This window comes from Wolbachia endosymbiont (group A) of Hedychridium roseum (assembly GCF_964028325.1).
Lineage (GTDB): Bacteria > Pseudomonadota > Alphaproteobacteria > Rickettsiales > Anaplasmataceae > Wolbachia.
In genome coordinates this window covers 380,304-402,448 of sequence record NZ_OZ034755.1, presented here as the reverse complement: position 1 = coordinate 402,448, position 22,145 = coordinate 380,304, and the positions used below count along the sequence as shown (strand labels likewise).

19 protein-coding genes, 1 tRNA gene and 3 pseudogenes are annotated in these 22,145 nt (G+C 34.9%); 5 read left to right on the top strand and 18 right to left on the bottom strand.

Annotation, left to right across the window (positions count from 1 at the left end; all coding sequences use genetic code 11):
- Positions 1-7 precede the first annotated feature (7 nt).
- Complete coding sequence (locus ABWU23_RS01825) at positions 8-652, top strand: alpha/beta hydrolase (protein WP_309166945.1); 645 nt, start codon at positions 8-10, stop codon at positions 650-652.
- Positions 653-657: 5 nt separating this feature from the next.
- Positions 658-1,473, top strand: a complete 816-nt coding sequence (locus ABWU23_RS01820; RefSeq protein WP_253309623.1) for an SDR family oxidoreductase — start codon at positions 658-660, stop codon at positions 1,471-1,473.
- 291 nt (positions 1,474-1,764) lie between these two features.
- On the opposite strand, the gene ABWU23_RS01815 is transcribed toward ABWU23_RS01820, so the two are convergent.
- The 4 genes from ABWU23_RS01815 to carB all read right to left on the bottom strand — a co-directional run bounded on the left by ABWU23_RS01815 (position 1,765) and on the right by carB (position 6,668).
- Positions 1,765-2,490 carry a hypothetical protein gene (locus tag ABWU23_RS01815; RefSeq protein WP_353270698.1) on the bottom strand — a complete coding sequence of 242 codons (726 nt, stop codon included), beginning with the start codon at positions 2,488-2,490 and terminating at the stop codon, positions 1,765-1,767.
- Between the two features lie 99 nt (positions 2,491-2,589).
- Positions 2,590-3,045 (bottom strand): hypothetical protein, encoded by a 456-nt coding sequence (locus tag ABWU23_RS01810; RefSeq protein WP_353270697.1) that lies wholly within the window; start codon positions 3,043-3,045, stop codon positions 2,590-2,592.
- Positions 3,046-3,074: 29 nt separating this feature from the next.
- Positions 3,075-3,236 (bottom strand): hypothetical protein, encoded by a 162-nt coding sequence (locus tag ABWU23_RS01805; protein WP_264688451.1) that lies wholly within the window; start codon positions 3,234-3,236, stop codon positions 3,075-3,077.
- A 129-nt stretch (positions 3,237-3,365) separates the two neighbouring features.
- Positions 3,366-6,668, bottom strand: a complete 3,303-nt coding sequence (carB, locus tag ABWU23_RS01800) for a carbamoyl-phosphate synthase large subunit (protein WP_353270696.1) — start codon at positions 6,666-6,668, stop codon at positions 3,366-3,368.
- Positions 6,669-7,052: 384 nt separating this feature from the next.
- Between carB and ABWU23_RS01795 the strand changes: the two are divergent.
- A pseudogene (locus ABWU23_RS01795) lies at positions 7,053-8,068 on the top strand (IS110 family transposase).
- 122 nt (positions 8,069-8,190) lie between these two features.
- Here the strand turns inward: ABWU23_RS01795 and ABWU23_RS01790 are convergent.
- Positions 8,191-9,783, bottom strand: a complete 1,593-nt coding sequence (locus ABWU23_RS01790) for an ATP-binding protein (protein ID WP_264687818.1) — start codon at positions 9,781-9,783, stop codon at positions 8,191-8,193.
- 132 nt (positions 9,784-9,915) lie between these two features.
- Positions 9,916-11,340 carry an Asp-tRNA(Asn)/Glu-tRNA(Gln) amidotransferase subunit GatB gene (gatB, locus tag ABWU23_RS01785; RefSeq protein ID WP_264687817.1) on the bottom strand — a complete coding sequence of 475 codons (1,425 nt, stop codon included), beginning with the start codon at positions 11,338-11,340 and terminating at the stop codon, positions 9,916-9,918.
- Between the two features lie 374 nt (positions 11,341-11,714).
- Between gatB and ruvX the strand changes: the two genes are divergently transcribed.
- Positions 11,715-12,182, top strand: coding sequence for a Holliday junction resolvase RuvX (gene ruvX, locus ABWU23_RS01780; RefSeq protein ID WP_253309368.1), 468 nt, complete (start codon positions 11,715-11,717; stop codon positions 12,180-12,182).
- Positions 12,183-12,226: 44 nt separating this feature from the next.
- Here ruvX and ruvC read toward each other — a convergent pair whose 3' ends face one another.
- From ruvC to pheS, 12 genes and pseudogenes are all read right to left on the bottom strand, one after another.
- Positions 12,227-12,715, bottom strand: a complete 489-nt coding sequence (gene ruvC / locus ABWU23_RS01775; RefSeq protein ID WP_353270695.1) for a crossover junction endodeoxyribonuclease RuvC — start codon at positions 12,713-12,715, stop codon at positions 12,227-12,229.
- Positions 12,716-13,543, bottom strand: a complete 828-nt coding sequence (locus ABWU23_RS01770) for a cytochrome c oxidase subunit 3 (RefSeq protein ID WP_265017353.1) — start codon at positions 13,541-13,543, stop codon at positions 12,716-12,718.
- Between the two features lie 47 nt (positions 13,544-13,590).
- Complete coding sequence (locus tag ABWU23_RS01765; protein ID WP_341816373.1) at positions 13,591-14,250, bottom strand: TenA family transcriptional regulator; 660 nt, start codon at positions 14,248-14,250, stop codon at positions 13,591-13,593.
- Between the two features lie 40 nt (positions 14,251-14,290).
- A complete protein-coding gene (locus ABWU23_RS01760) occupies positions 14,291-14,614 on the bottom strand; it encodes a hypothetical protein (RefSeq protein ID WP_265045020.1) in 324 nt (107 codons plus the stop codon).
- Positions 14,611-14,964: a hypothetical protein gene (locus ABWU23_RS01755; protein WP_265045018.1), complete on the bottom strand. Its 354-nt coding sequence runs from the start codon at positions 14,962-14,964 to the stop codon at positions 14,611-14,613. Before ABWU23_RS01755 ends, ABWU23_RS01760 begins: the two co-directional genes overlap by 4 nt.
- 125 nt (positions 14,965-15,089) lie before the next feature.
- A pseudogene (metK, locus tag ABWU23_RS01750) lies at positions 15,090-16,261 on the bottom strand (methionine adenosyltransferase).
- Between the two features lie 63 nt (positions 16,262-16,324).
- Positions 16,325-16,401 (bottom strand) — tRNA-Ile (locus ABWU23_RS01745).
- 9 nt (positions 16,402-16,410) lie between these two features.
- Positions 16,411-16,680, bottom strand: a complete 270-nt coding sequence (gene rpmA / locus ABWU23_RS01740) for a 50S ribosomal protein L27 (RefSeq protein ID WP_096617064.1) — start codon at positions 16,678-16,680, stop codon at positions 16,411-16,413.
- Positions 16,681-16,690: 10 nt separating this feature from the next.
- Positions 16,691-16,993, bottom strand: a complete 303-nt coding sequence (rplU, locus tag ABWU23_RS01735) for a 50S ribosomal protein L21 (RefSeq protein ID WP_353270694.1) — start codon at positions 16,991-16,993, stop codon at positions 16,691-16,693.
- A gap of 330 nt (positions 16,994-17,323) precedes the next feature.
- Positions 17,324-17,791 carry a P44/Msp2 family outer membrane protein gene (locus ABWU23_RS01730; RefSeq protein ID WP_264687812.1) on the bottom strand — a complete coding sequence of 156 codons (468 nt, stop codon included), beginning with the start codon at positions 17,789-17,791 and terminating at the stop codon, positions 17,324-17,326.
- A gap of 71 nt (positions 17,792-17,862) precedes the next feature.
- Entirely contained in the window at positions 17,863-19,155 is a 1,293-nt protein-coding gene (gene glmU, locus ABWU23_RS01725; RefSeq protein WP_353270693.1) for a bifunctional UDP-N-acetylglucosamine diphosphorylase/glucosamine-1-phosphate N-acetyltransferase GlmU, read from the bottom strand.
- Entirely contained in the window at positions 19,156-20,199 is a 1,044-nt protein-coding gene (gene pheS, locus ABWU23_RS01720; protein WP_353270692.1) for a phenylalanine--tRNA ligase subunit alpha, read from the bottom strand. It abuts the gene before it with no gap.
- Between the two features lie 145 nt (positions 20,200-20,344).
- On the opposite strand from pheS, the pseudogene ABWU23_RS01715 reads away from it, so the two are divergent.
- Positions 20,345-22,132 (top strand): annotated as a pseudogene (locus ABWU23_RS01715) (hypothetical protein).
- The last annotated feature ends 13 nt before the right edge of the window (positions 22,133-22,145 follow it).

Below are 22,145 nucleotides of genomic sequence, written 5' to 3'. Positions count from 1 at the left end.
AAAAGAAATGATTGAACTTAAAGGCCAAGAAATTTGTGCAGGCGGAAATAAGAAAAATTTGATTATTTTTTTACATGGTTGGGGCTCAAGTGGCGATAATTTCATTCACCTTGCTAAAGTTATGAGCAAGTTTTTACCCGAGTCATATTTTGTAGCACCCAATGCTCCGTTTGAAAGAGAAATAGGTGATGGTTATCAGTGGTTCAGCTTGGAAGATCGTAGTGAGGAAGCGCTATATAATGGAGTAAAAAATGCTACATCAATTGTAAATCATTTCATTGATACAAAATTAAAGGAGCTTAATTTAAAAGATACGCAACTTTCTTTGGTTGGATTTTCTCAAGGAGCAATGCTTGCAATACATACAGCTCTCACCCGCTCTCAATCCTGTGCATCAGTTGTTGCATACTCTGGTAGGTTTCTTTCACCTTCAAAAACTGCACCAGAGATCAAGTCAAAACCTAACATATGTGTTATCCATGGTGATGCTGACGACGTGGTACCTTTTTCGTCCCTCGACTTAGCGGTTAAAGCTTTGAAAGAAAATGGAATAAATGTTGAAGGGCACCCAATTCATGCATTAGGGCATATTATTAATGAAGAGGGGATAAAATTAGGAGTAGAATTTATCAAGAAGAATTTTAAAAATTAATTTTCATGCACTTGTTTTGCTTTGGTTATGGATATGTGGCTAAATTTTTATCGAAAAAACTGCTGAACTTAGGTTGGAAAGTCAGTGGAACATCAAGAAGTAAAAATATACAAAATGTAATCCTCTTTAATTATGAGAAAGTTAGTCAAGATCTGCTTAAAAGCGCAACGCACGTTTTAATTTCTATTCCTCCAGATGGTGATGATGTTATGGAGAGATATGGTGATTGCCTGCAAAATGTTAAATGGTTTGGTTATTTGTCTGCAACTAGCGTTTATGGTGATTACTCTGGTAATTGGGTGAATGAGGAATCTGAAACAAAACCTATAGAAATCAGAGGAGAAAAGCGCCTTAGATCTGAAAAGAAGTGGCTGAATAGCAAACTGCCTGTACATATTTTTCGTTTAGCTGGAATATACGGTCCTGGTAGGAACGTGTTAATTGACTTGCAGCTTGGCAAAGCAAAAAATGTGAAAAAAGAAGGGCATTTTTTTTCTCGTATTCACGTTGAAGATATATCGAACATTCTATTTTCTTCCATGCAAAACATAAAACCTGGTGAAGTATACAATTGTGCAGATGATTTACCCACTACACAATCTGAAGTGATAATGTATGCAGCCAAACTCCTCAATGTTAGTCCTCCAGAGCCAATTGAGGTTTCTTCCTTACCAGATTATGCACAGAGTTTTTATTTAGGGTCAAAAAAAGTAAGTAATGTTAAAATTAAAAAAGATCTTAATGTCTCTCTAATTTATCCTAACTATAAGGTGGGATTAGAGAGTTTGCATGTAAAAAAAACTGAAATCACATTAGAATGAAGTAGATAGACCTATTGTTTAGTTGTATCCGTTCAGCAAAGTGGCAAAATAGGTAGGCGAGATAAACCAAAAAATCAAGAAAAAAGTAAGTTTACAACAAATGGTGTCATTCCAGTGCTTGACACTGGAATCCAGCCTTTCCATAATCATCAAAACATTGTATTTTAACGTAAAACAGCTATTTTTATGCTCACCAACTTAATAAAATTCCTGGATCCCAGTGTCTGGGCACTGGGATGACAAAGGAGAGCAGTGTCAAGCACTGATCACTTTTGCTTCAATATTTGCACATTAGCCATGCCTTGAATCAATACGTTTAGTTCTGTAATTGTGTCCGCTCAGACTAATGTTCTCTAGGTAAGATTGTGGAGTATTCGTTGCAGCATTTGGCTGTTCAATTACGCTAGTTGGTATAATACTTCTATTTCTTTCAAAATTTCCATCTCGTATAGCTTCCAGAACGCTTTTTCCTCCTAAAAGACAGTTTTCTCCTAAACTTTTCCCCTTATCTTCTAACTCGTTAAGCCTTGCTTCGCTCTCCTTATCAATCTTTACTTCTATTTCATTACTATTTTCCTTAGGATTTAGATGAATACTGATTTTTCCTGCTTCACTATCAAAAGATAATGTTACACCTTGCTTACAAACATCCAGATAATTTCTTTTTCCGTTGTAGCTTTCAACTCTTACTATACTTTTCCCAATTTGCAGTATACCAACTCTTAAGTTTAAACCTTTATTCTTTTCATTGCTTAGGATTTTTGCAACTTCAACAGTACTATCTTGTGGATATTTTATACAAAAGCACTCATTATCTATCTCTACTTTTAATTCTAATTTGTCCTTTTGAGCTTGCTCATTTTTGTTTACAATACTTTCATATGCTGCATTTTTTAGATCGTTTTCAATTTCCTTACATTGTGCAAAGAGATCATTTACATAATCAGAATCAGAAGTTACATGTCCTAGCTCACCACCATCGAAAAGACCTCTTTCTACTTTCCCACCTTTTAACAATAAATCCCTAATGGTGTTTCTTATGATGTCTAAATTACCATCTTCCAGTGCTTCATTCGTGTTGTCATCATCTTGATCTTCATTGTTACAGGAAACATCCTAACCTCTAAATGCATGCGCTTTACTGCTAGGGCATAGGCCTTCATTATTGATAACATCTATTATTTCTTCAAATATCAAATTTGTTACAGTTCTATAACGATCACCATAACATGAATTTAGTCTTATCCCTTTCCCTAAATATTTATTTGTTATGTCTCGAACAAGCCTTAAAGCACTTCCTTTGTTATTTTCTTCTTCCACCTTTTTCATCTCCTTACAAAATTCATCAATCAGCTTCTCTTCATTTTCAGTTAATGGTATTTCTAGATCCATTAAAAGTGAGCCACCTTCCGGAAAATAAGAATAATCTGAACTACAGCTCGAATTTGAGTCCCAATCACTTGGTTCAGTACAAGGCGTCTGATTACCATCAGCAGAACTATCATATGAATCATAATCACTAAAGTTCTGTAGTCGATTATCACTTTCGTGTTCATCTGTTTTGTTTGACAAATCACTGCGAGAGAACTCCATCGGATCTTTTATATTACTTCCAAACTTTGTTGATTATCACTTTCGCCTAACCTAATATCAGTTAGTGTTGGATCATATAATTCTTGGGTATTTTTTGCTTCTGTTTTCCTCGTCTTACGTAATGGATAAGGCTGATAAAATTGAGTTCGTTTCCTTTTTACCTTATTCATGTTGCATAACCGTTATTCAATAATTCTTTAACAAATACCATAATACATAGGCAAGTCAGTAAAAAAATTTGACTTACATTACTCTACCACAATTTTGAGATAGAGTAATGAATTATTTTCGTTTGGCATTTAAACGTTTTGTATCTGCTGTAATGATTTCACTTCCAATTTGCTATTCTTTACATATTGAATTGCAAGCACTAACGCTTTACTCCCAGAAGCTGCGGTGCTATAAGCTATATTTTGCAAAATAGCAGTTCTCCTGATATCTTTGCTATCTGAGACTGATTTCACACCTTTTGAAGTATTGATTACTAGATTTATTTTTCCATCTTTGAGCATATCAACTATGTGGGGTCTGCCTTCTCTCACTTTATTTACAGCTTTTGCAGCAATGCCGTTATTATTCAGATATAAAGCTGTGCCTTTGGTTGCATATATTTCAAAACTCAGTTCTTTCAACATTCGTGCAACAGGCAATATATACTCTTTATCATCATCTTTTACTGAAACCAGAGCTGTTCCTTCTATTGGTAACTTGTATCCTGCAGCCATGTGCGTTTTTGCAAGTGCAGCTTCAAACGATGAGTCAATTCCCATTACTTCTCCTGTTGATTTCATTTCAGGACCAAGTAGAGTGTCAATTCCCGAAAAGCGCGTGAATGGAAAAACAGCAGCTTTAACTGCAAAATGATTGAAAGGCTTGTTTTCCTGATTCAATTTTTTACCCAAAATAACCTGAGTGGCAAGCTTTGCAATAGGAATATTGATTACCTTGGAAATAAAAGGAACGGTTCGACTAGCTCGTAAATTTACTTCAAGTATGTATACATAACTCTCTTGAACAGCAAACTGAATGTTTATCAGACCTTTCACTTCTAGTGCAAGAGCTATTCTTTCAGTTTGGAGCTCGATCTCTTTTATTACTTCGTCACTCAATGTATTTGTCGGTATTGAGCATGTTGAATCGCCAGAGTGGATACCAGCTTCTTCAATATGCTCCATGACCGCTGCAATGAAAACTTTTTTCCCATCACACACAGCATCAACGTCAACCTCAACTGCATTGACTAAAAATTTATCAAGAAGCAGCGATCCGTGTTCAAAAATTTTGGTTTGATTCAAGACATACTCTTTAAAGCTCTGAGTATCGTGTCTAATCGACATAGACTGACCGCCGAGGACATATGATGGCCTGACTACTAGTGGAAACCCCACCTTTTCTGCGTTGGTTAACGCTTCTTTTACTGAATGGCAGATAGAACTTTCAGGTTGTTTTAAATTAAGTTGCAAAGCAAGGTTTTTAAACCTCATGCGATCTTCTGCAAGGTCAATAGAATCAAACGAAGTTCCCAGAATTTTGAAACCTCTCTCGTTAAGCACTTTGGCTAACTTTAAAGGTGTTTGACCACCTATTTGAACTATTACACCAACCAGTGTGCCATTTTCTTGCTCTTTACTTAGTATTTCAAGCACATCCTCTGCAATCAGTGGGGCGAAATATAAACGATCAGCGGTATCATAATCAGTTGAAACGGTTTCTGGATTACAGTTGATCATTATTGTTTCATACCCCATTTCTTTGGCGGCAGAAGCTGCATGTACGCATGCATAATCAAACTCAATACCTTGACCAATGCGATTTGGACCACTTCCTAAAATGACAACCTTTTCTCGGTCAGAAACATCTGCTTCGCACTCCATTCCCTCTGTCATCCGAGTAGCTGACACTGGGATCCATTCTTCCTTATCTCTGGATTCCAGCGTCAAGCGCTGGAATGACATCATTGTGTTACCCTCATAACAGCCATACATATAAGCAGTGCTCGATTCAAATTCAGCTGCACAGGTGTCTACACGCTTATAAACTTGTTTAATGCCAAATTTTTTTCTTATTTCTTCAATTTGCTCTACTTTCTTATTGCTTAATTTTGCCAATCTTGCATCTGAAAACCCCATTTTTTTCAGCTCTAACATTTCATATGCAGTCTCAGGAAGGCCGTTTTCCTTGATTTTTTGTTCAGCTAATATAATTTGCTGTATATTCTGCAAAAACCATAAGTCATATCCTGTAATCGAATTTATTTCTTCTATGCTTATTCCATGACGCATTGCGTCAGCAGCAATCAGTAATCTGTTTGGCAGCAATTTTGCTAATTGAGATCTGATGTGATCAATATCAGTATTTTCAGGAAATACTTCATTAAGTCCCGTAAGCCCAGTTTCAAGCGAGCGAAAAGCTTTCTGCAGCGACTCATTAAAAGTGCGGCCGATCGACATCACTTCCCCCACTGATTTCATGGAAGTTGATAGTTCACAATTCGTCCCCTTAAACTTCTCAAATTCAAAACGAGGAATTTTAGTGACGATGTAATCAATCACTGGTTCAAATGCAGCAGGTACAACTGGAGCGCAATCATTACGTATCTCATCGAGTGAATAGCCGATAGCAAGTTTAGTTACAACTTTTGCAATAGGATAACCTGTTGCTTTTGAAGCAAGTGCAGAAGAGCGAGAAACCCTTGGATTCATTTCAATCACAACGAGGCTTCCATCTTCTTTAGGATTCACTGCAAACTGAACATTTGCACCACCGGCACTAACATCAATTTCTCTTAGCACTGCTATAGATGCATTTCTCATCTGTTGGTATTCTACGTCACGCAGAGTCAAAGCAGGAGCAACCGTGATACTATCTCCGGTGTGCACTCCCATTGGATCAATATTTTCTATCGAACAGACTATTATGCAGTTATCTTTACAATCACGGATAACTTCCATTTCATATTCTTTCCAGCCGATAATTGATTCATCTATCTGAACTTCATTTATTGGCGAAATTTTGAGAGCACTTTCTGCAATATTGAAAAACTCCTCTTTATTGTATGCTATGCCGCTACCTGCACCACCAAGGGTGAATGACGAGCGGATGATTGCTGGTAATCCAATGTAATCCAAAGCCTTTCTTATTTGTTCTTGATTTTTTATAATGATACTTTTGGGGTATTTTAGCCCTATTTTATCCATGGACTGACGGAATAACTCTCTATCCTCTGCTTTTTTTATTGCTTCTCTATTTACCCCTATTAATTCTACATTGTATTTGTCTAACACTCCATCATCTGCAAGTTTTATTGCGCAATTGAGTGCTGTTTGCCCGCCCATTGTTGGCAATATTGCATTTGGCATCTCCTTAATTATAATTTTCTCTATGATTTCAGGCAGTACCGGCTCAATATAAGTTGCATCAGAAAACTCAGGATCTGTCATTATAGTTGCGGGGTTGGAGTTAACCAAAATGACTTTATAACCTTCACTTTTTAATACTTTACAGCTTTGCGTTCCGGAATAATCAAACTCGCATGCCTGACCTATAACTATTGGGCCTGCTCCTATTACTAATATAGATTCTATATCTGTGCGTTTTGGCATAATTACAATAACGATTTCTGTTCAAATAATGTTACCAATCTTTCCTGTATATGTGAATTTTTATTAAACCTATTAGCTAACTGTTTTTAGGCTTGACGCATAACTGTACGAACATTGTGATTTGAGTCCACTAGGAGGGCGTCATCCAAGTAGCCTTCTACTTGTATCTTGTCAAAAGCATCTAATGTTTTAAGCTTAAGCATTAGGTGGAGAAGGGAGGAACTCTGTGCTTCTTCTTAGATATAAAATCTGTAGAGGAGATAAGAATTCCCTTCTCAAAAGTATAGGCTGGACGGTATCGTAGAAAGACCTGAATGGTTCTAATTCTGTATTCACAAGACTAGCCTTACTTTTCATTTTTAATGGTAACGTATGGGGTTATATATGATCAACAACTTTTTGGGCATAGATATATCAAAAGATCGCTTTGATGTTTTTCTCTCATTTATAAGCAAAAAAGGAAAGCGTGAAACTAGAAAAAGAAGCTTTAAGAACGATGGTTTCAAAGTCTACTGAATTTTCTACACAAACATAATGTAGAAAAAGTAAAAACCTGCATGGAATCTACTGGTTGTTATAGCGAAGCACTGGCTGAATTTCTACACAATGCTGGACATTTTGTAAGTGTTGTAAATCCTTATTGCATAAAATCTTATGCAAGGAGTAAGCTGATACGACAAAAGAATGATCAGACCGATGCAGAAGTTATTGCTGATTATTGCCAAAGACAGGAACCTTCTAGTTGGACACCACCTTCTCCTGAAATGAAAAAATTAAAACATCTTTATCGTTGCTCAGTTGCGTTAAAAGATGAGTTAACATTAGTAAATAACCACTTAGAAAAAAAAGAGAGACTGCCTAAAGAAGTTGCAAATGCTTGGGAAGACCTTGCAATGAATATAGCTCAAAAAATAGAAACAATAAAAAACTCCGTACGTGAACTATTAAATCAACACAAAGAATTGTTGGAAAATTTTCAACTTCTATTGACTATTCCAGGCATAGGAGAAGAATCAGCAATAGCTATTTTAGCTGAAGTTTCTGATATAGAGGTTTTTAGAGATGCCAGGCAATTGGCAGCATATACAGGAGTTATACCACGAAATATGACGTCAGGTTCCTCTGTATATGCCAAACCCAGATTAAGTAAATCCGGTTCACAAACATTACGTAAGGCACTTTTCTTTCCTGCCATAGTAGCTAAGAATCACAATCCTATCATTATGAGCTTTTGCCAAAGATTAAAGGAAAAGGGTAAGCATAATATGGCCATCGTTGGTGCTGCAATGCGTAAGCTACTCCATATCATTTTCGGTATTCTGACATCCAAAAGTGCTTTTGATCCTAACCATATCAAAAACTACAGGGCTAGGAGGTTGACTGAAGGTTTAGTACTTTAAAATCAAAAATGCTTCCTATCTATCTTATGTAAAGTGGTATCTTACACAAATTTATTGAATGTTGTTGGTTAGTGGATATGTTGATAAGTAAATTTCATCTGTTTTGTGCGTATAAAACTAATTTACTTATCAACATATCCACTAACTATAATCTGTGTACTGTTACACAATTGGAAGTATTTTTTGATTTTATGATGCAACTTGGGAAATTTTATAATTTTTTTGTTGACTAACAAGACGGTATCTCCTCTCACATTCCACTTACAGTCACGAGAAGTAATTAAAACATAAGGTTTTTTATGCCTAGGATGTAAAGATGAAGGTAAAAACCTTTTAATACCTTTATATCCCTCAGCATTATCAAAAATGAACAGGCTTCTCCTTCCCCTTCTTGCAAAAAAAGCATATGTTTCTTTAACAATAGTTTCTATCATCTTGTCATTTCCGTACTTATCCTGGGGAGAAATGCCTAGTTTATCATCTTTAGCTAAGTCCAGAAAAGAACTTTCCATAGTCTTAGAGTTTTCAGCACTTATCCATATAACATTGCCACCATAATACTTTCCATACTTGTAAGCATATTTCCTAGCTAACTCACTTTTTCCCACTCCTCCAAGACCACTAATAGTAGCAACCTGCGATATCACCGCTTGCCTGCCCGTGCTCCTTTGTAGTGCGTCATGTAAGGCTTTTAATTCAATACTTCTACCAGTAAAAGATGCCACTGGCTCTATTATGCCAAACCAAATCGCTCCTAAAATTTCCTCTCTTATTTTTTCAAAAAACTCATTTATTTCTTCATGTGATAGAAACTTTCCCTCTCTTGCTTTCATCCAATCCAGAACTTCTACCAGAAAGCGACCATAAACGTTCTTTTTATCGATATTATTAAATTCTTTGCCTAACTCATTCTCAATGATTTCCGCTAGTTTTATCTCGTTAGGTTGATTTACTGCAAATACTAATTTATCAAAAAATTCCCTTATATTCTCTTCTAACCTGCCTTCATTTGTCATTCGCTCAAACTCACGTTGCCATACCTGATTTCTTTCCAATTTTCTTTTTGAGTTTTGATCTGATTTACCTTGAAGTTCTTTTATCTCCTTTTCCAATTCTTCTATTGCTTCTTTTACAGCACTCTTAAATGCCGGTTGCACTATTGAAATCATGTTATCGTGAGTATAAGAGAACTTGTATCTCGTACCGCCGTATTTAAAAAAAATATCACTAGTGCTTATTACTTCAACTGCAATTTCTATTCCCTTGTTTGGTCCCGAAGTTTTTACTTTCAACTTTTTTATTGTATTTTGTGTTGTACTTTGAGCTAGATCGAAACCGATATTAGTACAGATAATAAAGTCCTCTAGGTCACCATCTGCAAAATCTTGATTATTTTTAGTCTTTAGGTAGGGAACAAAATATTTTGCCAAGCTAAATTCACCACTTTTATCTTTTGAAAGCAATTTGCCTACACCGATTTTTTCGCATTCATTTTGCTTGTGTTTGATTTGTACAAACCTATGTACTGTTGTTCCATTTTGCCTATATCGAAAAACAATATCATCAAAACCTGCAGCTGATTCCATTTCTGTGGCTAAGCGGAAAGAATATTCTCTATCTACTGCACGTTTGAGAAACAGCATTAGCCACTTCAATTGGTAAATATCACCATGAAAAGAGCGTTTTCTCCCTCCAGCAGGATAAGTTTCAGGCATCCTCAACCTCACATAATTTTATAAATAGTACCCATAAATGGTAAAAAAGTTATATGTCATGATATACAGATATCGTAACAAAGACCTTGGAATATCTACGAGATGTGCTGTTATGTAAATAAAAAAATGTGACTAATTACTTAATCTTTCACTCAAAATTGAATTCACAACATCAGGGCTGGCTTTTCCCTTGGTGAATTTCATGACTTCACCAACAAAGAAACCATATAATTTTGTTTTACCGCTTTTGTATTCTTGAACTTTATCTTGGTTGTCATTGATGATTTTATCTATTACCTCTGAAATTTGACATTTGTCAGTTATTTGCTTGAGATCCTGCTCTTCTATAATAAGGGATGCAGGCTTTCCAGTTTCAAACATAATATCAAAAACTTGTTTACCAAGTTTAGCAGAGATCGTTCCATCAACGATAAAATCTAAGAGTTCTGACAAAGCATTTGCTTTGATTGGGGAGCTCACAATATCAATATTTGCTTTATTTAAACGACCGAAAAGCTCTACAGTTAACCAGGTGACCGCGAGCTTTGAATCATGTTTTTTTATCAATTCCTCAAAGTAATCAGCAATCGCCTTATCGGAAGTAATGACATTTGCATCGTATTCGTTGATACCTAATTTTTCAATGTATCGCTGCTTTTTCTGCTCTGGCAACTCAGGCAAAGATGATTGAATTAAATCAATTTTCTCCTGGCTTACCTCAACAGGTAATAAATCAGGCTCAGGGAAGTATCTATAGTCGCTTGCATCTTCTTTGTTTCGCATCACTTTTGTTTTTCCCGAAGCAACGTCAAACAATAAGGTATCTTGACTTATTTCTTCCCCACCTTCTAAAATTTCAATTTGTCTTTGTATTTCATAGTCTATAGCTTGCACAATATAACGTATCGAGTTCAGATTTTTTATCTCACAACGAGTGCCAAATGTGCTACTGCCTTTTAGGCGGACAGAAACATTTGCATCACAACGAAGTGATCCCTTTTCCATATCACCATCACATGAACCAATGTAACGCAAAATCTGCCTCAATTTTTTCATGCATTCTGCAGCTTCCGCAGATGAACGGAGATCTGGTTCTGAAACAATTTCCATTAAAGCAACCCCTGCACGATTTAAATCCACATAAGTTTTGCTTTCCTCATGAACGCTCTTTCCTGCGTCTTGCTCTAAATGAATTCTCGCAATTCTTATTTCCTTTTCATTGTCGTTGATAAATACTCTACCATTTTTAACTATTGGCTCAAAAAACTGGGTTATCTGGTAACCTTGCGGTAAATCAGGATAAAAATAATTTTTCCGATCAAAGTAAGAACACTTATTAATTTCTGCAGAAATTGCAAGACCGGTGCGTATTGCTTGCTCTATGCAGTAATAATTTAGTATTGGCAGCGTACCTGGCATTGCTGCATCAACTAGAGAAACTTGAGTGTTATGCTCAGCACCAAACTCCGTTGATGAGCTAGAAAATAGCTTCGTATTAGAAGAAACTTGAGCGTGCACCTCAAGCCCAATTACCGCTTCCCAATCCTCTTTCGTCATGTATTTTATTTAAATGATAATCTTAATATTCTGCAAAATTAACACAAAAAGTCAAAACAAAACCCACATTTTTATTTTTTGTCTTAACTTTTTAACCTATAGTAATTAAAATATGACCTTACCCAGAAAGAGTGAAGAGAAAGAAAAGGCGTTTTTTTATAATAAAAATGTTTTTTCAAAAGGAGTAGTAATGACAAAAAGAAGAGAATATACAGTTGAGTGTTAATTAGAAGCTGTGTATTAAACAGCGTAGACATTCTGCTATTAATTATTGCATTCCTGAGCAATTTGATTCATTATTCTTTTTGTAAAAAATTTTCTTGACTTTCTCTCTACTTTTTCTGGGTAAGGTCACTTTAAAGGAAGTCTAATAGATGCTACATAGAAATCCAGATGAGTTTCTAAAGTCTATTCCAAAAGATAAGCGCATAATGTGCCTTGACATGGGAGAAAAGCAAATAGGTATAGCATTTAGCGATAAAACACAGCTTATAGCCACAGCTCATAGTGTATATTATAGGAAAAATATGAGCAAAGATTTAGGTTATCTGCATAGAATATTCAAAGAAAATGAAGCTGGATCAATGGTAATAGGACTACCATTAAAAATGGACGAGCAAGAAACTAAATGGTGTAAAACCATAATCCAATTCGCAAATAAAATAATAAAAAAATATAAAGTACATATATACTTACAAGACGAAAGCTTCTCAACATCTATCGCAACTCATACACTAAAAATCACTGGAATATCAATCACAAAATCAAAAAAAATAGATGATAAAATCTCCGCATGTATTATTTTGCAACGAACGTTAGACAAAATAAATACAATCAAATAGTTTTTTCAGATCTGGAAATCTTCAAACTGAATCTCATATAAAAGTTACTCAACAAAACAAGAACCTTTCGTATAAGCATGACAAATTGCTACAGCAAGAGCATCAGCAGCATGGTGACATTTTATACTCAAATTTTTAACTATTTGCTTCACCATAAATATAATCTGATCCTTATCAGCATGGCCATTTCCGGTAATGCTTTTTTTTACATAGTTTGCATCATATTCATTCATAGTTAGCTTTGTTATTTTTAACGCTAAAATTACAACCCCTCTTGCATATCCTAAAGTTAGTGAAGATTTAGGATTTTTATTAACAAAAATTTTTTCTACTGCAGCTTCATTCGGAGAATATTGAAATATTACTTTCTTTAATTGTTCAAAAATTATATGTAAGCGTTCACCTGTACCCAATTTTCCATCAGTTGATATGGTACCGCCGTCCAAAAATTCAATATTATTTTTCTCGTTCAGGCTGATAATGGCCCAACCAGTCTTGCTTATCCCTGGATCTAGACCTATTATTTTAACCACTTAATAAACGCTTAACCAATAGACAAACAAAAATAAAAACATCCAGACTACATCTACAAAGTGCCAATACCAGGAGGCAAACTCAAAGCACAAATGGTCCTGAGGTGTAAACTGGCCTTTCCGCGCTCTAAATAAACACACTGATAAAAATATTATTCCTATTATAACGTGTGCGCAGTGAAAACCGGTAATCATATAAAAATTGGATGTATAAATAAGCTTTTCTCCTGTTTCTTGTAGAGAAAAACTCGCTTCATGATACTCTATTGCTTGCACTATTATAAAAAAAACCCCAAGCAATATAGTTATGGACAGCATTTTAATCGTGCTCTTTTTATCATTTTCAAGTAAAGAGTGATTTGCCCAAGTAATTGTTGTACCAGAAAGCAATAATATTAATGTATTCATGAATGGTAGTGACCACGGATCAGGTGGCAAAATTCCCTCAGGGGGCCATTCAACTTTTTTTGCAGGAGAAAACGCCTCAAATAAAAAAACTGGATCAAGCCAGGCTTTAAAGAATGAACAAAAGAACACTATAAAAAATACGACCTCCGAGAGAATAAATAAGTACATTGCAAATTTGAGTCCATGTTTTACAATGGTAGTATGACATTTATCATAAATGGCCTCCCTTATTACATCTCTCCACCAATAGAACAGCACCCCTGATACTGCGGAGATTCCCAGAACTAAACAAAACATTCCGAAAATTTGTTTATGAAGCGCGCCAACTAATCCAAGTGCAAGAATAAGAATTGCTGCTGATATAGCAATTGGCCAAGGACTTGGGTCCACTAAATGAAAATCATGTTCTTTACTTTTCATAGCATTTTAAAAAATACTTACTAAGGATACAAATTAGCTTAAAATTGTCAATGTTCCTTAGGAAATTGATTGAATCTTGAAAAATTATATGCACCATTCAAAAAATCTAACATGAATTGGGCGCTTATTCTAAATAACTTAAGCATCCTGCTCTTTTCATTTTCTCTTGCCCTGCTGCAATATTCATCAACAATATTTTCCAAAATAATGCATCCAGATTCTATAAAACTACCGCTATAATAATCAAACCAATCCTTATATCTATTATTTTTCTTGAATCTATTTTTCATACTATCAACGATAGTCTTGTATATAAACATATAAGAATACAAAACTGTTATGGCTTCATAAGTGTTGCTATATGAGGTAGACAAAAGAAAATTAGTAAAATTTAAGCACTCAAGAGATTTCTCTCCACGACTTATAGCATATATAGCAAAGTAGTGGTTATGCAAAATTCTCTCAATAGCAATTGCCCCTCGAGCCACCCTAATAAGTGAAACAACATTGTTACAGCCTTCTACCCTGGATGCAGTAATTAAGACGGTACGAATATAATCACTCAAGAGTAATGTACCTTGTTGAATATAGAATCTGAAACTTTCTATACTTAGAGTGTTATTCTCCAATTCAACATTAAAAGGATGCTTAATTATATCCTTTAAAAGATTTGATCCATAACAACTCTTAATTATACCACTGAACACTACAATACTGCCAACGTAAACAACTTGTGCTAATGCGTTTTTATTGAGGTATATTAGAGCAATATGCCTCATCCAAAAACATTATCTCTAGCTCCAGTCCTTTCCTACAAAGCTCATATATCTTTTCCTTTTCACAGTCACTAGCTCTTTTGTATAGCCTACTTGTAATATCACTAACCTCCTCAACCACCGCGTCCATTCCTTTGCTATTACAGATACCAATCCACTTTTTGTATTTGTTATTTTTAATCCCCTTAGTTGTTATCTCATTTGCCATATGGCATATAACAATTTGGTATACATTAAAGGAAGAATAAGACAATACTAAGGTCTCAGTAACAGAATTGTGATACGCAGTACTCATGAAAAGGTCAACACAGGCAGAACAAGCTCTTGACTTTTTATGATTATCAGATAGATCACAATCCTCAAATATTTTTTATATTGTTCTCGAAAATCAAATGCTCCTTTTGCTATATCAATTAACCTACTTATTGTTTCAACATCATTAACTTTAGCTGCAACAACTAAATGAGCACGAGCACAATCTACAGAACCTAGAAAATCCTGCTGAAGGTAAAATTTAAATCTTTTATAATCTAAAGTACCATTCATCAATTCAACATAAAAAGGATGTTCTTTCATCCTATCAATAAGATCGGAAAGCTCTTTTACAATTACGTTGTACAGTTCTCCTTCTATTTCGTTATACACTTTATGAGCCTCATAATAAAAACTGAATATAATAATTATCACTAATATAGTATAATTATTATGAAAAAGCAATTATACTTCAACAATAAGCTAGTATATAAATATGAGGCTGTAAATCAAAAATTTTAGCAATCTAAAGAAATTTTACTATTACCTTCTATATTGAATTCTCTACAAAGATCAGCAGACAAGTTCATGCTTTCCCAAGAAAATCCACCGTCATTTTCTGACTCTTTACCAAAATGTCCATAACAGGCTGTACGTTTATATATAGGGCGATTAAGCGATAAATGCTTGATTATGCCTTTTGTTGATAAATCTATACTATTCTCGATAAACTCTTTAATTACTCTTTCCTCCACCGCATTCGTACCAAATGTATCAATATAGAATGAAGTAGGTTTTGATACACCAATTGCATAAGAAAGCTGCACAAGACAACGTTCAGCTAACCTGCAAAGACAATATTTTTAGCAAGGTATCTTGCCATATAAGCTGCAGATCTATCAACTTTGGTTGCATCTTTTCCGGAAAATGCCCCTCCACCGTGTGGAATATAACCTCCATAGGTATCAACCATAATTTTTCGTCCGGTTAATCCACAATCACTAACCGGTCCACCAATAACAAATCTACCAGTTGGATTGACTAAGAGATTTTCCTCAGGACATATCCACCCTTTAGGTAAAGATGAAACTATGTAAGGATAAATTATTTCTTTTACTTTTGATTGATCCAAATCCTCAGGGTGCTGTATTGAGACAATGATACTTTCAGCACGTACCGGGAGGTTATTCTCATATGCCAAAGTGATTTGTGATTTTGCATCCGGACCAAGCTTTGCTTCTTTAACTGCGCTCATGATATTTTTCAGAATCGAGTGTGCATAAAAAATGGGTGCTGGCATAAGGTTTTCTGTCTCTGTTGTTGCATAGCCATACATTATGCCCTGATCGCCAGCACCTTGATCCAACCCTATTGCAATGTCATTTGATTGCTCATGCAGCAGTATATTTACCTTCACTTTTCTCCAGTGGAAACCATCATGCTCATAACCAATATCTTTTATTGTATTCCGTACAATACTTTCAATCCTGCTATTTTTGATGTTAGGTCCGAATACTTCCCCAGCTATAATAACGTTATCTTTGGTGACTAAAGTCTCTATTGCAGCTCGCGCAAAAGGATCAGTGAAAAGGTATTCATCAAGTATTGCATCTGAAATTTGATCTGCTACTTTATCTGGATGACCAGCCGCCACTGACTCACTGGTTACTAAATTTTTATATAAACTCATGCTTTAGGTTTCTGCTTATACAATACCAAAACCGCTATAAAAACACAGTTAGTAATTACTAAATGGTGGGCCTGGGAAGAGTTGAACCTCCGACCTCACGCTTATCAGGCGTGCGCTCTAACCACCTGAGCTACAGACCCCTGATTTATTCAAGCTGAAGCTTTCATATTATCTGTAGGCAAGATATCAATAAAAGTCTTTTTATTTGCTGACCTTCTAAAGCTGACCCAGCCTTCTACTTTGGCAAAAATCGTATGATCTTTACCTATACCAACATTCTTCCCAGGATGGAATTTTGTGCCTCTTTGGCGCACAATTATGTTACCAGGAATAACCTTCCCATTCTTCTTTATTCCTAACCTACGACCTGCTGAATCTCTACCATTACAGGAACTACCACCTGATTTTTTAGTTGCCATATCTTACCTCTTACTTTTGAAGATTAATTTCATTGATACGAAGAACAGTTATATACTGCCTATGACCAGTCTTTCTACGGTAATTTTTTCTTCTTTTCTTCTTAAAGATTATAATTTTTTCTCCTCTATACTGCTCCAATACTTCAGCTTTAACAGTAGCATTAGATGAATAAGATAAGCCATTATTTGAAATACAAATCACCTTATTGATTTCTACCTCTTTTTTTTCTTCAACTTCTAACTTCTCTACTTTTATTATACTGCCTTCTTTTACTAAATATTGTTTTCCACCAGTCTCAATTACTGCAAACATGATAAATATAAATTATTGTTATTAACTTTAATCGTAAACGATGTCATATATGCTGTCAATATAAATAAAAAACATGACTTAATGCTCCTTCTGAGCTACTTAAATACTTCTATCTTTTTTCACCTTGTTATCTGCTTTTTCTCAGACAATAATTAATTCTCAAAAAATCTTGTTTTGAACAGAAGCAAAACTTGATCATTTTTAATCTCCCTCACTTTGCTTTTGCGGTAGGTCTCTAATTAAAACTCCATAATATGGCTTATTAATTATCTAGCAAAAATTCAGCTTCAATTTGAAAAAAGTACAACCTGTTGCTATTCAGCTGGGGTTTTATAAGTTATAATTTATTCCAAGCTCAAATCCATGATTATAATCTTCAAATGCTTTCAATAGACTATAACCAGCAAAAGCACTTGTCCTTGAAGAAAGCGGAAAATCAAGACCAGAGCTTATTTTATATGAGAAACCAAACTTTGACTGTCCAATAAAATCGATAGCAGCACCTATACCAACATTGACATACGGAGTGATATCCGTGTTTGTAAACTCGTAATGATAACGTAAATTTGCTAAAATTCCTCCTTGCAGTCTGTATTTAAAAATATTTGCAACTGAAATCATAGGCTCAACTGAAATTTTTACGCTGTTTGTGTAGTGATAACCGATACTATGACTAAAATTGCCAGAACTGTATGACGAAGAAGTATAGATCCTATCTCTAACCCAATCAACTCCAAAACATGGTACTGACAAAGAAACAGCAGGCAATATAGCTACTAAGGTAAGTAATTTTTTCATTTTTACCCTCCAAATATTGATATACGCATGTATACAAATATAAGCATTAAAAATAATATAATTACAGCGAATTACTTTATTCTCTTAATCACCTGCTTTTCTCTTGCTATTGCAAGGCTTTTTTCTGGTACATCTTCCACTATAACACTACCTGCCGCAATTAAAGAGTCATCATGAACATTAAGCGGTGCAATGAGTGAGCTATTGGCACCAATAAAGCAATTGCTTCCTATGTTCGTTTTATGTTTCTTTTTCCCATCATAATTACAAACAATAGTACCTGCTCCTATATTACTCCTCTGCCCTACTTTAGCATTTCCTATATAACTTAAGTGTTTTATTCTAGTGTTTTGACCAACTTCACTTGTTTTCACTTCCACAAAATTTCCTATTTTTGCCTTATTACCAATTGTTGTGTTTCCGCGTATTCTGGTAAATGGACCGACCTCAGCATTACTTTTAATTAAGCAGTTTTTTAAATGCGAAAATGGCAGTATTTTCGCACCAGACTCTATTTTCACTCCAGTACCGAAAAAAACATATGGGTAAATAACTGAATCTCTGGCAATTTGCGTATCAAGAGAAAAGAAAACAGTCTCTGGAGCAACAAGCGTTACTCCAGAGTTGGTAAAAAATTTTCTTTTGTTTTCTTGAAAGTAAAATTCAGCTTTTATAAGGTCATTTCTGTTATTTATTCCCGTTGCCTCTTCTCCACCGGTAATAACGTAACCGACATTTAAATTACTCTTCACTGCAATGGAAACTATATCGGTCAAATAATATTCATGAGTTGAGCTATTGCACTCTATTTTCTCCACCAATTCACGTAAATTCTTTGCACATGCAACCATTATTCCAGCATTTGCAAGAAACTCTTCATGATTATTTTTATCACTCTTTGCTTCTACGATTTCTCTTAAGGAACCATTCTCAATAATTAACCTACCGTATTCTTTATTGCTTGTCCTAAAACCTAGGCAAACTAGAGCCTTGCCTTCTAAGCAACTAACCATTTTAGTTATTGTGCTGCTTTTTATGAGTGGGGTATCTCCATACTGCACAATAATTATGCTCGAATCTGGCAATTCTTTCAGGTTTCTCATCGCAGTTTTGACTGCATCTCCCGTGCCAAGTGTTAATTCTTGTGTAATTAACTGTATATCCTTAAAGCACTTTAGTCTTTCAATTAAAGGCAGATCAACTACAACAGCAATATTTTCAGGATTTAACTGTTTTGCATTGTAAATGACATGCTGGAGCATGGAAAAACTGCCTATTTTGTGTAGGACCTTAGGCAAATCTGAATTCATCCGCCTGCCATGCCCTGCAGCAAGTATAACGAACGTATGAGTTTTACTTATCACTTATCTTAAAGATGAAAAATGAAAACCGTAATGATCAAGCCATCTGATTTTGTTGTCATAAAAGCTCCTTAAGTCGCTAATTTGATATTTTAGCATTGCAAGCCTTTCTATACCAATGCCAAACGCAAAACCGCTGTATTTAGTGTGATCTATTCCAACATTTTGAAATACATTTGGATGCGTCATACCGCATCCCAGTACTTCTATCCATTTACTACCTTTATAACTTATGTCCACTTCTGCAGAAGGCTCGGTAAAAGGGAAAAAACTATTACGAAAACGTATCTTCAGCCCTTTATCTCCAAAAAACTTATTAAGGAAGTGATGAATAGTAAATTTTAACTGGCCCATATTGACATTCTCATTGACATATAACCCCTCTATTTGATGGAACATAGGGGTGTGAGTTGCATCAAAGTCGTTTCTGTATACTCTACCAGGAGATACGATTTTAATCGGAAAAGTTTTCGCTTTTTCCATAGTTCTGATCTCCACAGATGAGGTATGAGTGCGCAGCACCATTCTTTTGTCGTTTATTTTATTCTTTAAGTAGAAGGTATCTTGCTCCTCCCGCGCAGGGTGGTGACTTGGAGTATTCAGTGCATCAAATACATGAAATTCATCTTCAATGTCAGGGCCATCAACTGCTTTAAAACCCATATGTGCAAAAATAAGCTTTACTTCATTTAGAACCTTACTGAGTGGATGGACCTTGCCCATTTTTTCTGGTCTAACGGGCAACGTGATATCAACCGCCTCGTTCTGCAATTTAAAGTTAACTTCTTCGGCTTTTAGTGCATTTTCCTTATTCATTATAAGCTGATCTAGCTTATTACGTAAAATGTTGATAACTTCGCCTAAATTGCGCTTTTTTCCTGCGTCTTCTATCTCTTTTAAGTTGTCAAAATAAGCTTTAATTACACCCTTTTTTCCCAAATATGATAGCCTGACTTTTTCTAAATCTTGTAAAGAAGAAGCATTCTCAATTTCAGAGACCGCTTTATCTTCAAGTGAAGGTATTTCATTCAGTAGCTCTTTATTCATCTTAGAAACGCTGGCTTAAACTTTAATTATAGTAAAATCTTGAATAGCATCAACAATCTAAAAACTGTCCCATTTTGATTATTAATTTATTGACTAATTAGTTTTTTTTATTTACCTTTGCGTTGATGAATTTGCTGTATCAACCATGCACAACAGTGACACTGAAACTGATAATAAGTACAAAATAGAGGATTTACCTAAGTTCTTTAAGGAAAGATCCAAAAACATAAGTAAAGCATTTTCTAGCAAAATAATTAAGATCAGTACCATTCGCTCGAGAAGTATTGAAAGTAATATACAAGAATTTTCATTTGAGCTAACAGCAACAGGTAAAGACACCTTTAATACAAGACCATTTCAAATAAAATCTTTAATTGATTTTTTTAAAATCTGCCTTTCTCGGGAAAAAAATTTTACAGTCAACATAAAAGTACCAAAAGAAAGCAGTGAATTATATAATAACTACTGTAAAACTAGTAGTGATAAAACTGTAGAAGAATTCGTAAATAATGCTCCGCCTCAAATCCTTCTGCAAGGAATAACAATCATACTACAAACAAATGTTAAAGACATTAACTTAGATAATTTGCACCAAATAGGGTCATTTTTAAATGAAAGGCTAAAACATGCAGAAAAAACTGAAAATGAGGAACAGAGTCAAGTTACACTACAAGTAAAAGAAGCAGAAAATAAAGACAGACAAGAACAGAGTGAAACTAAGCAAAAAAACGCACAAAATAGACAAATTGTACCATTTACAGGCTCGTTTGGCTTTAACGTAGCAAGCAAAGTAAATTGTAAAGCTCCAGTGGTTACTGCTGCAATAAAAGCTAATATACCAAAATATAGAATCTTCCTTCCCTTATCCAATTTTTTTAATGATGTAATAAGGTTATCCCTTTTAAGAACACCAAAACCTTCTATACAGAGCAACAATATACCATTTGGTGTCATTCCAGCGCTTGACGCTGGAATCCAGAAAAAAAAAGAAAAATGGACCCCAGTGTCAGCTACTTGGATGACAAGTAGTATAGGAAATCCAATACCTCAAGGAGCAGAACAGAATGTAGGTCAAACTACTTCGCACACAGAGTATTTTAAGGCTAACAGAAAAAAGAAGTCAAAAAAGCAGACCAAAGAACTATCAGAGAAAGAAAAACAATTAGCCATAAAACAAGCACAAAATGATGCTAGAGTAGCTATGTGAGATAACCAGATTGAGCGCAGGGGAAAAAAACTCGATGAAATATTTATTGAAGTGATGAATGGATACAAAAATCAAGATCCAGAAACATTTCGCAATGTTTTTAACTCAATATTCAATATTGTTTATTTTCAAGATAAACAATTACATGAAATATTGGAGTCAGGTGAGATATCAGAAGTATTAGAAATACTAGAAATACCACAACCAGCTGGCAAGTCTTCTTTTCCAAAAGAGTATTTACATAAGCAAGTATATAAAAAAAAAGAGCAATTGCTCAAATTAGTTTCAGGTGTTTATATACAACAACCTCCTACGCAACATGAAAATACTCCTCATAAATCTACAAACCCTTTACCAATAAATAAATCTAAAGATCCTTCACCAGCAACAAATGAAGCTAAAACTCTACCACCTACTAACATTACACTCAAATCACCGTTAAAAACTGTATTTTCCTCAAAAAAGGCTTATTTTTGTCTATTTATAATAGTAGCATCTGCATCAACACTTTGCTTATGGCATTTTCCATTAGGAAAAGTGTCAATGTTAAAAGAATTAGTGCCACCAGAAAAAAGAGAAAATATTGGGTTAGCATTGAACATAGGGTTACCGACATTGATTACATTATGTGTTTTGAGTTTAGCTTACTTTATATATTCTGAATATTCTATAGAATCTGTTAAGCAAGTAAGTGAAAACGATCCCCTTTCTCGCGCCTATAGCTAGTGCAGGCTCAGTT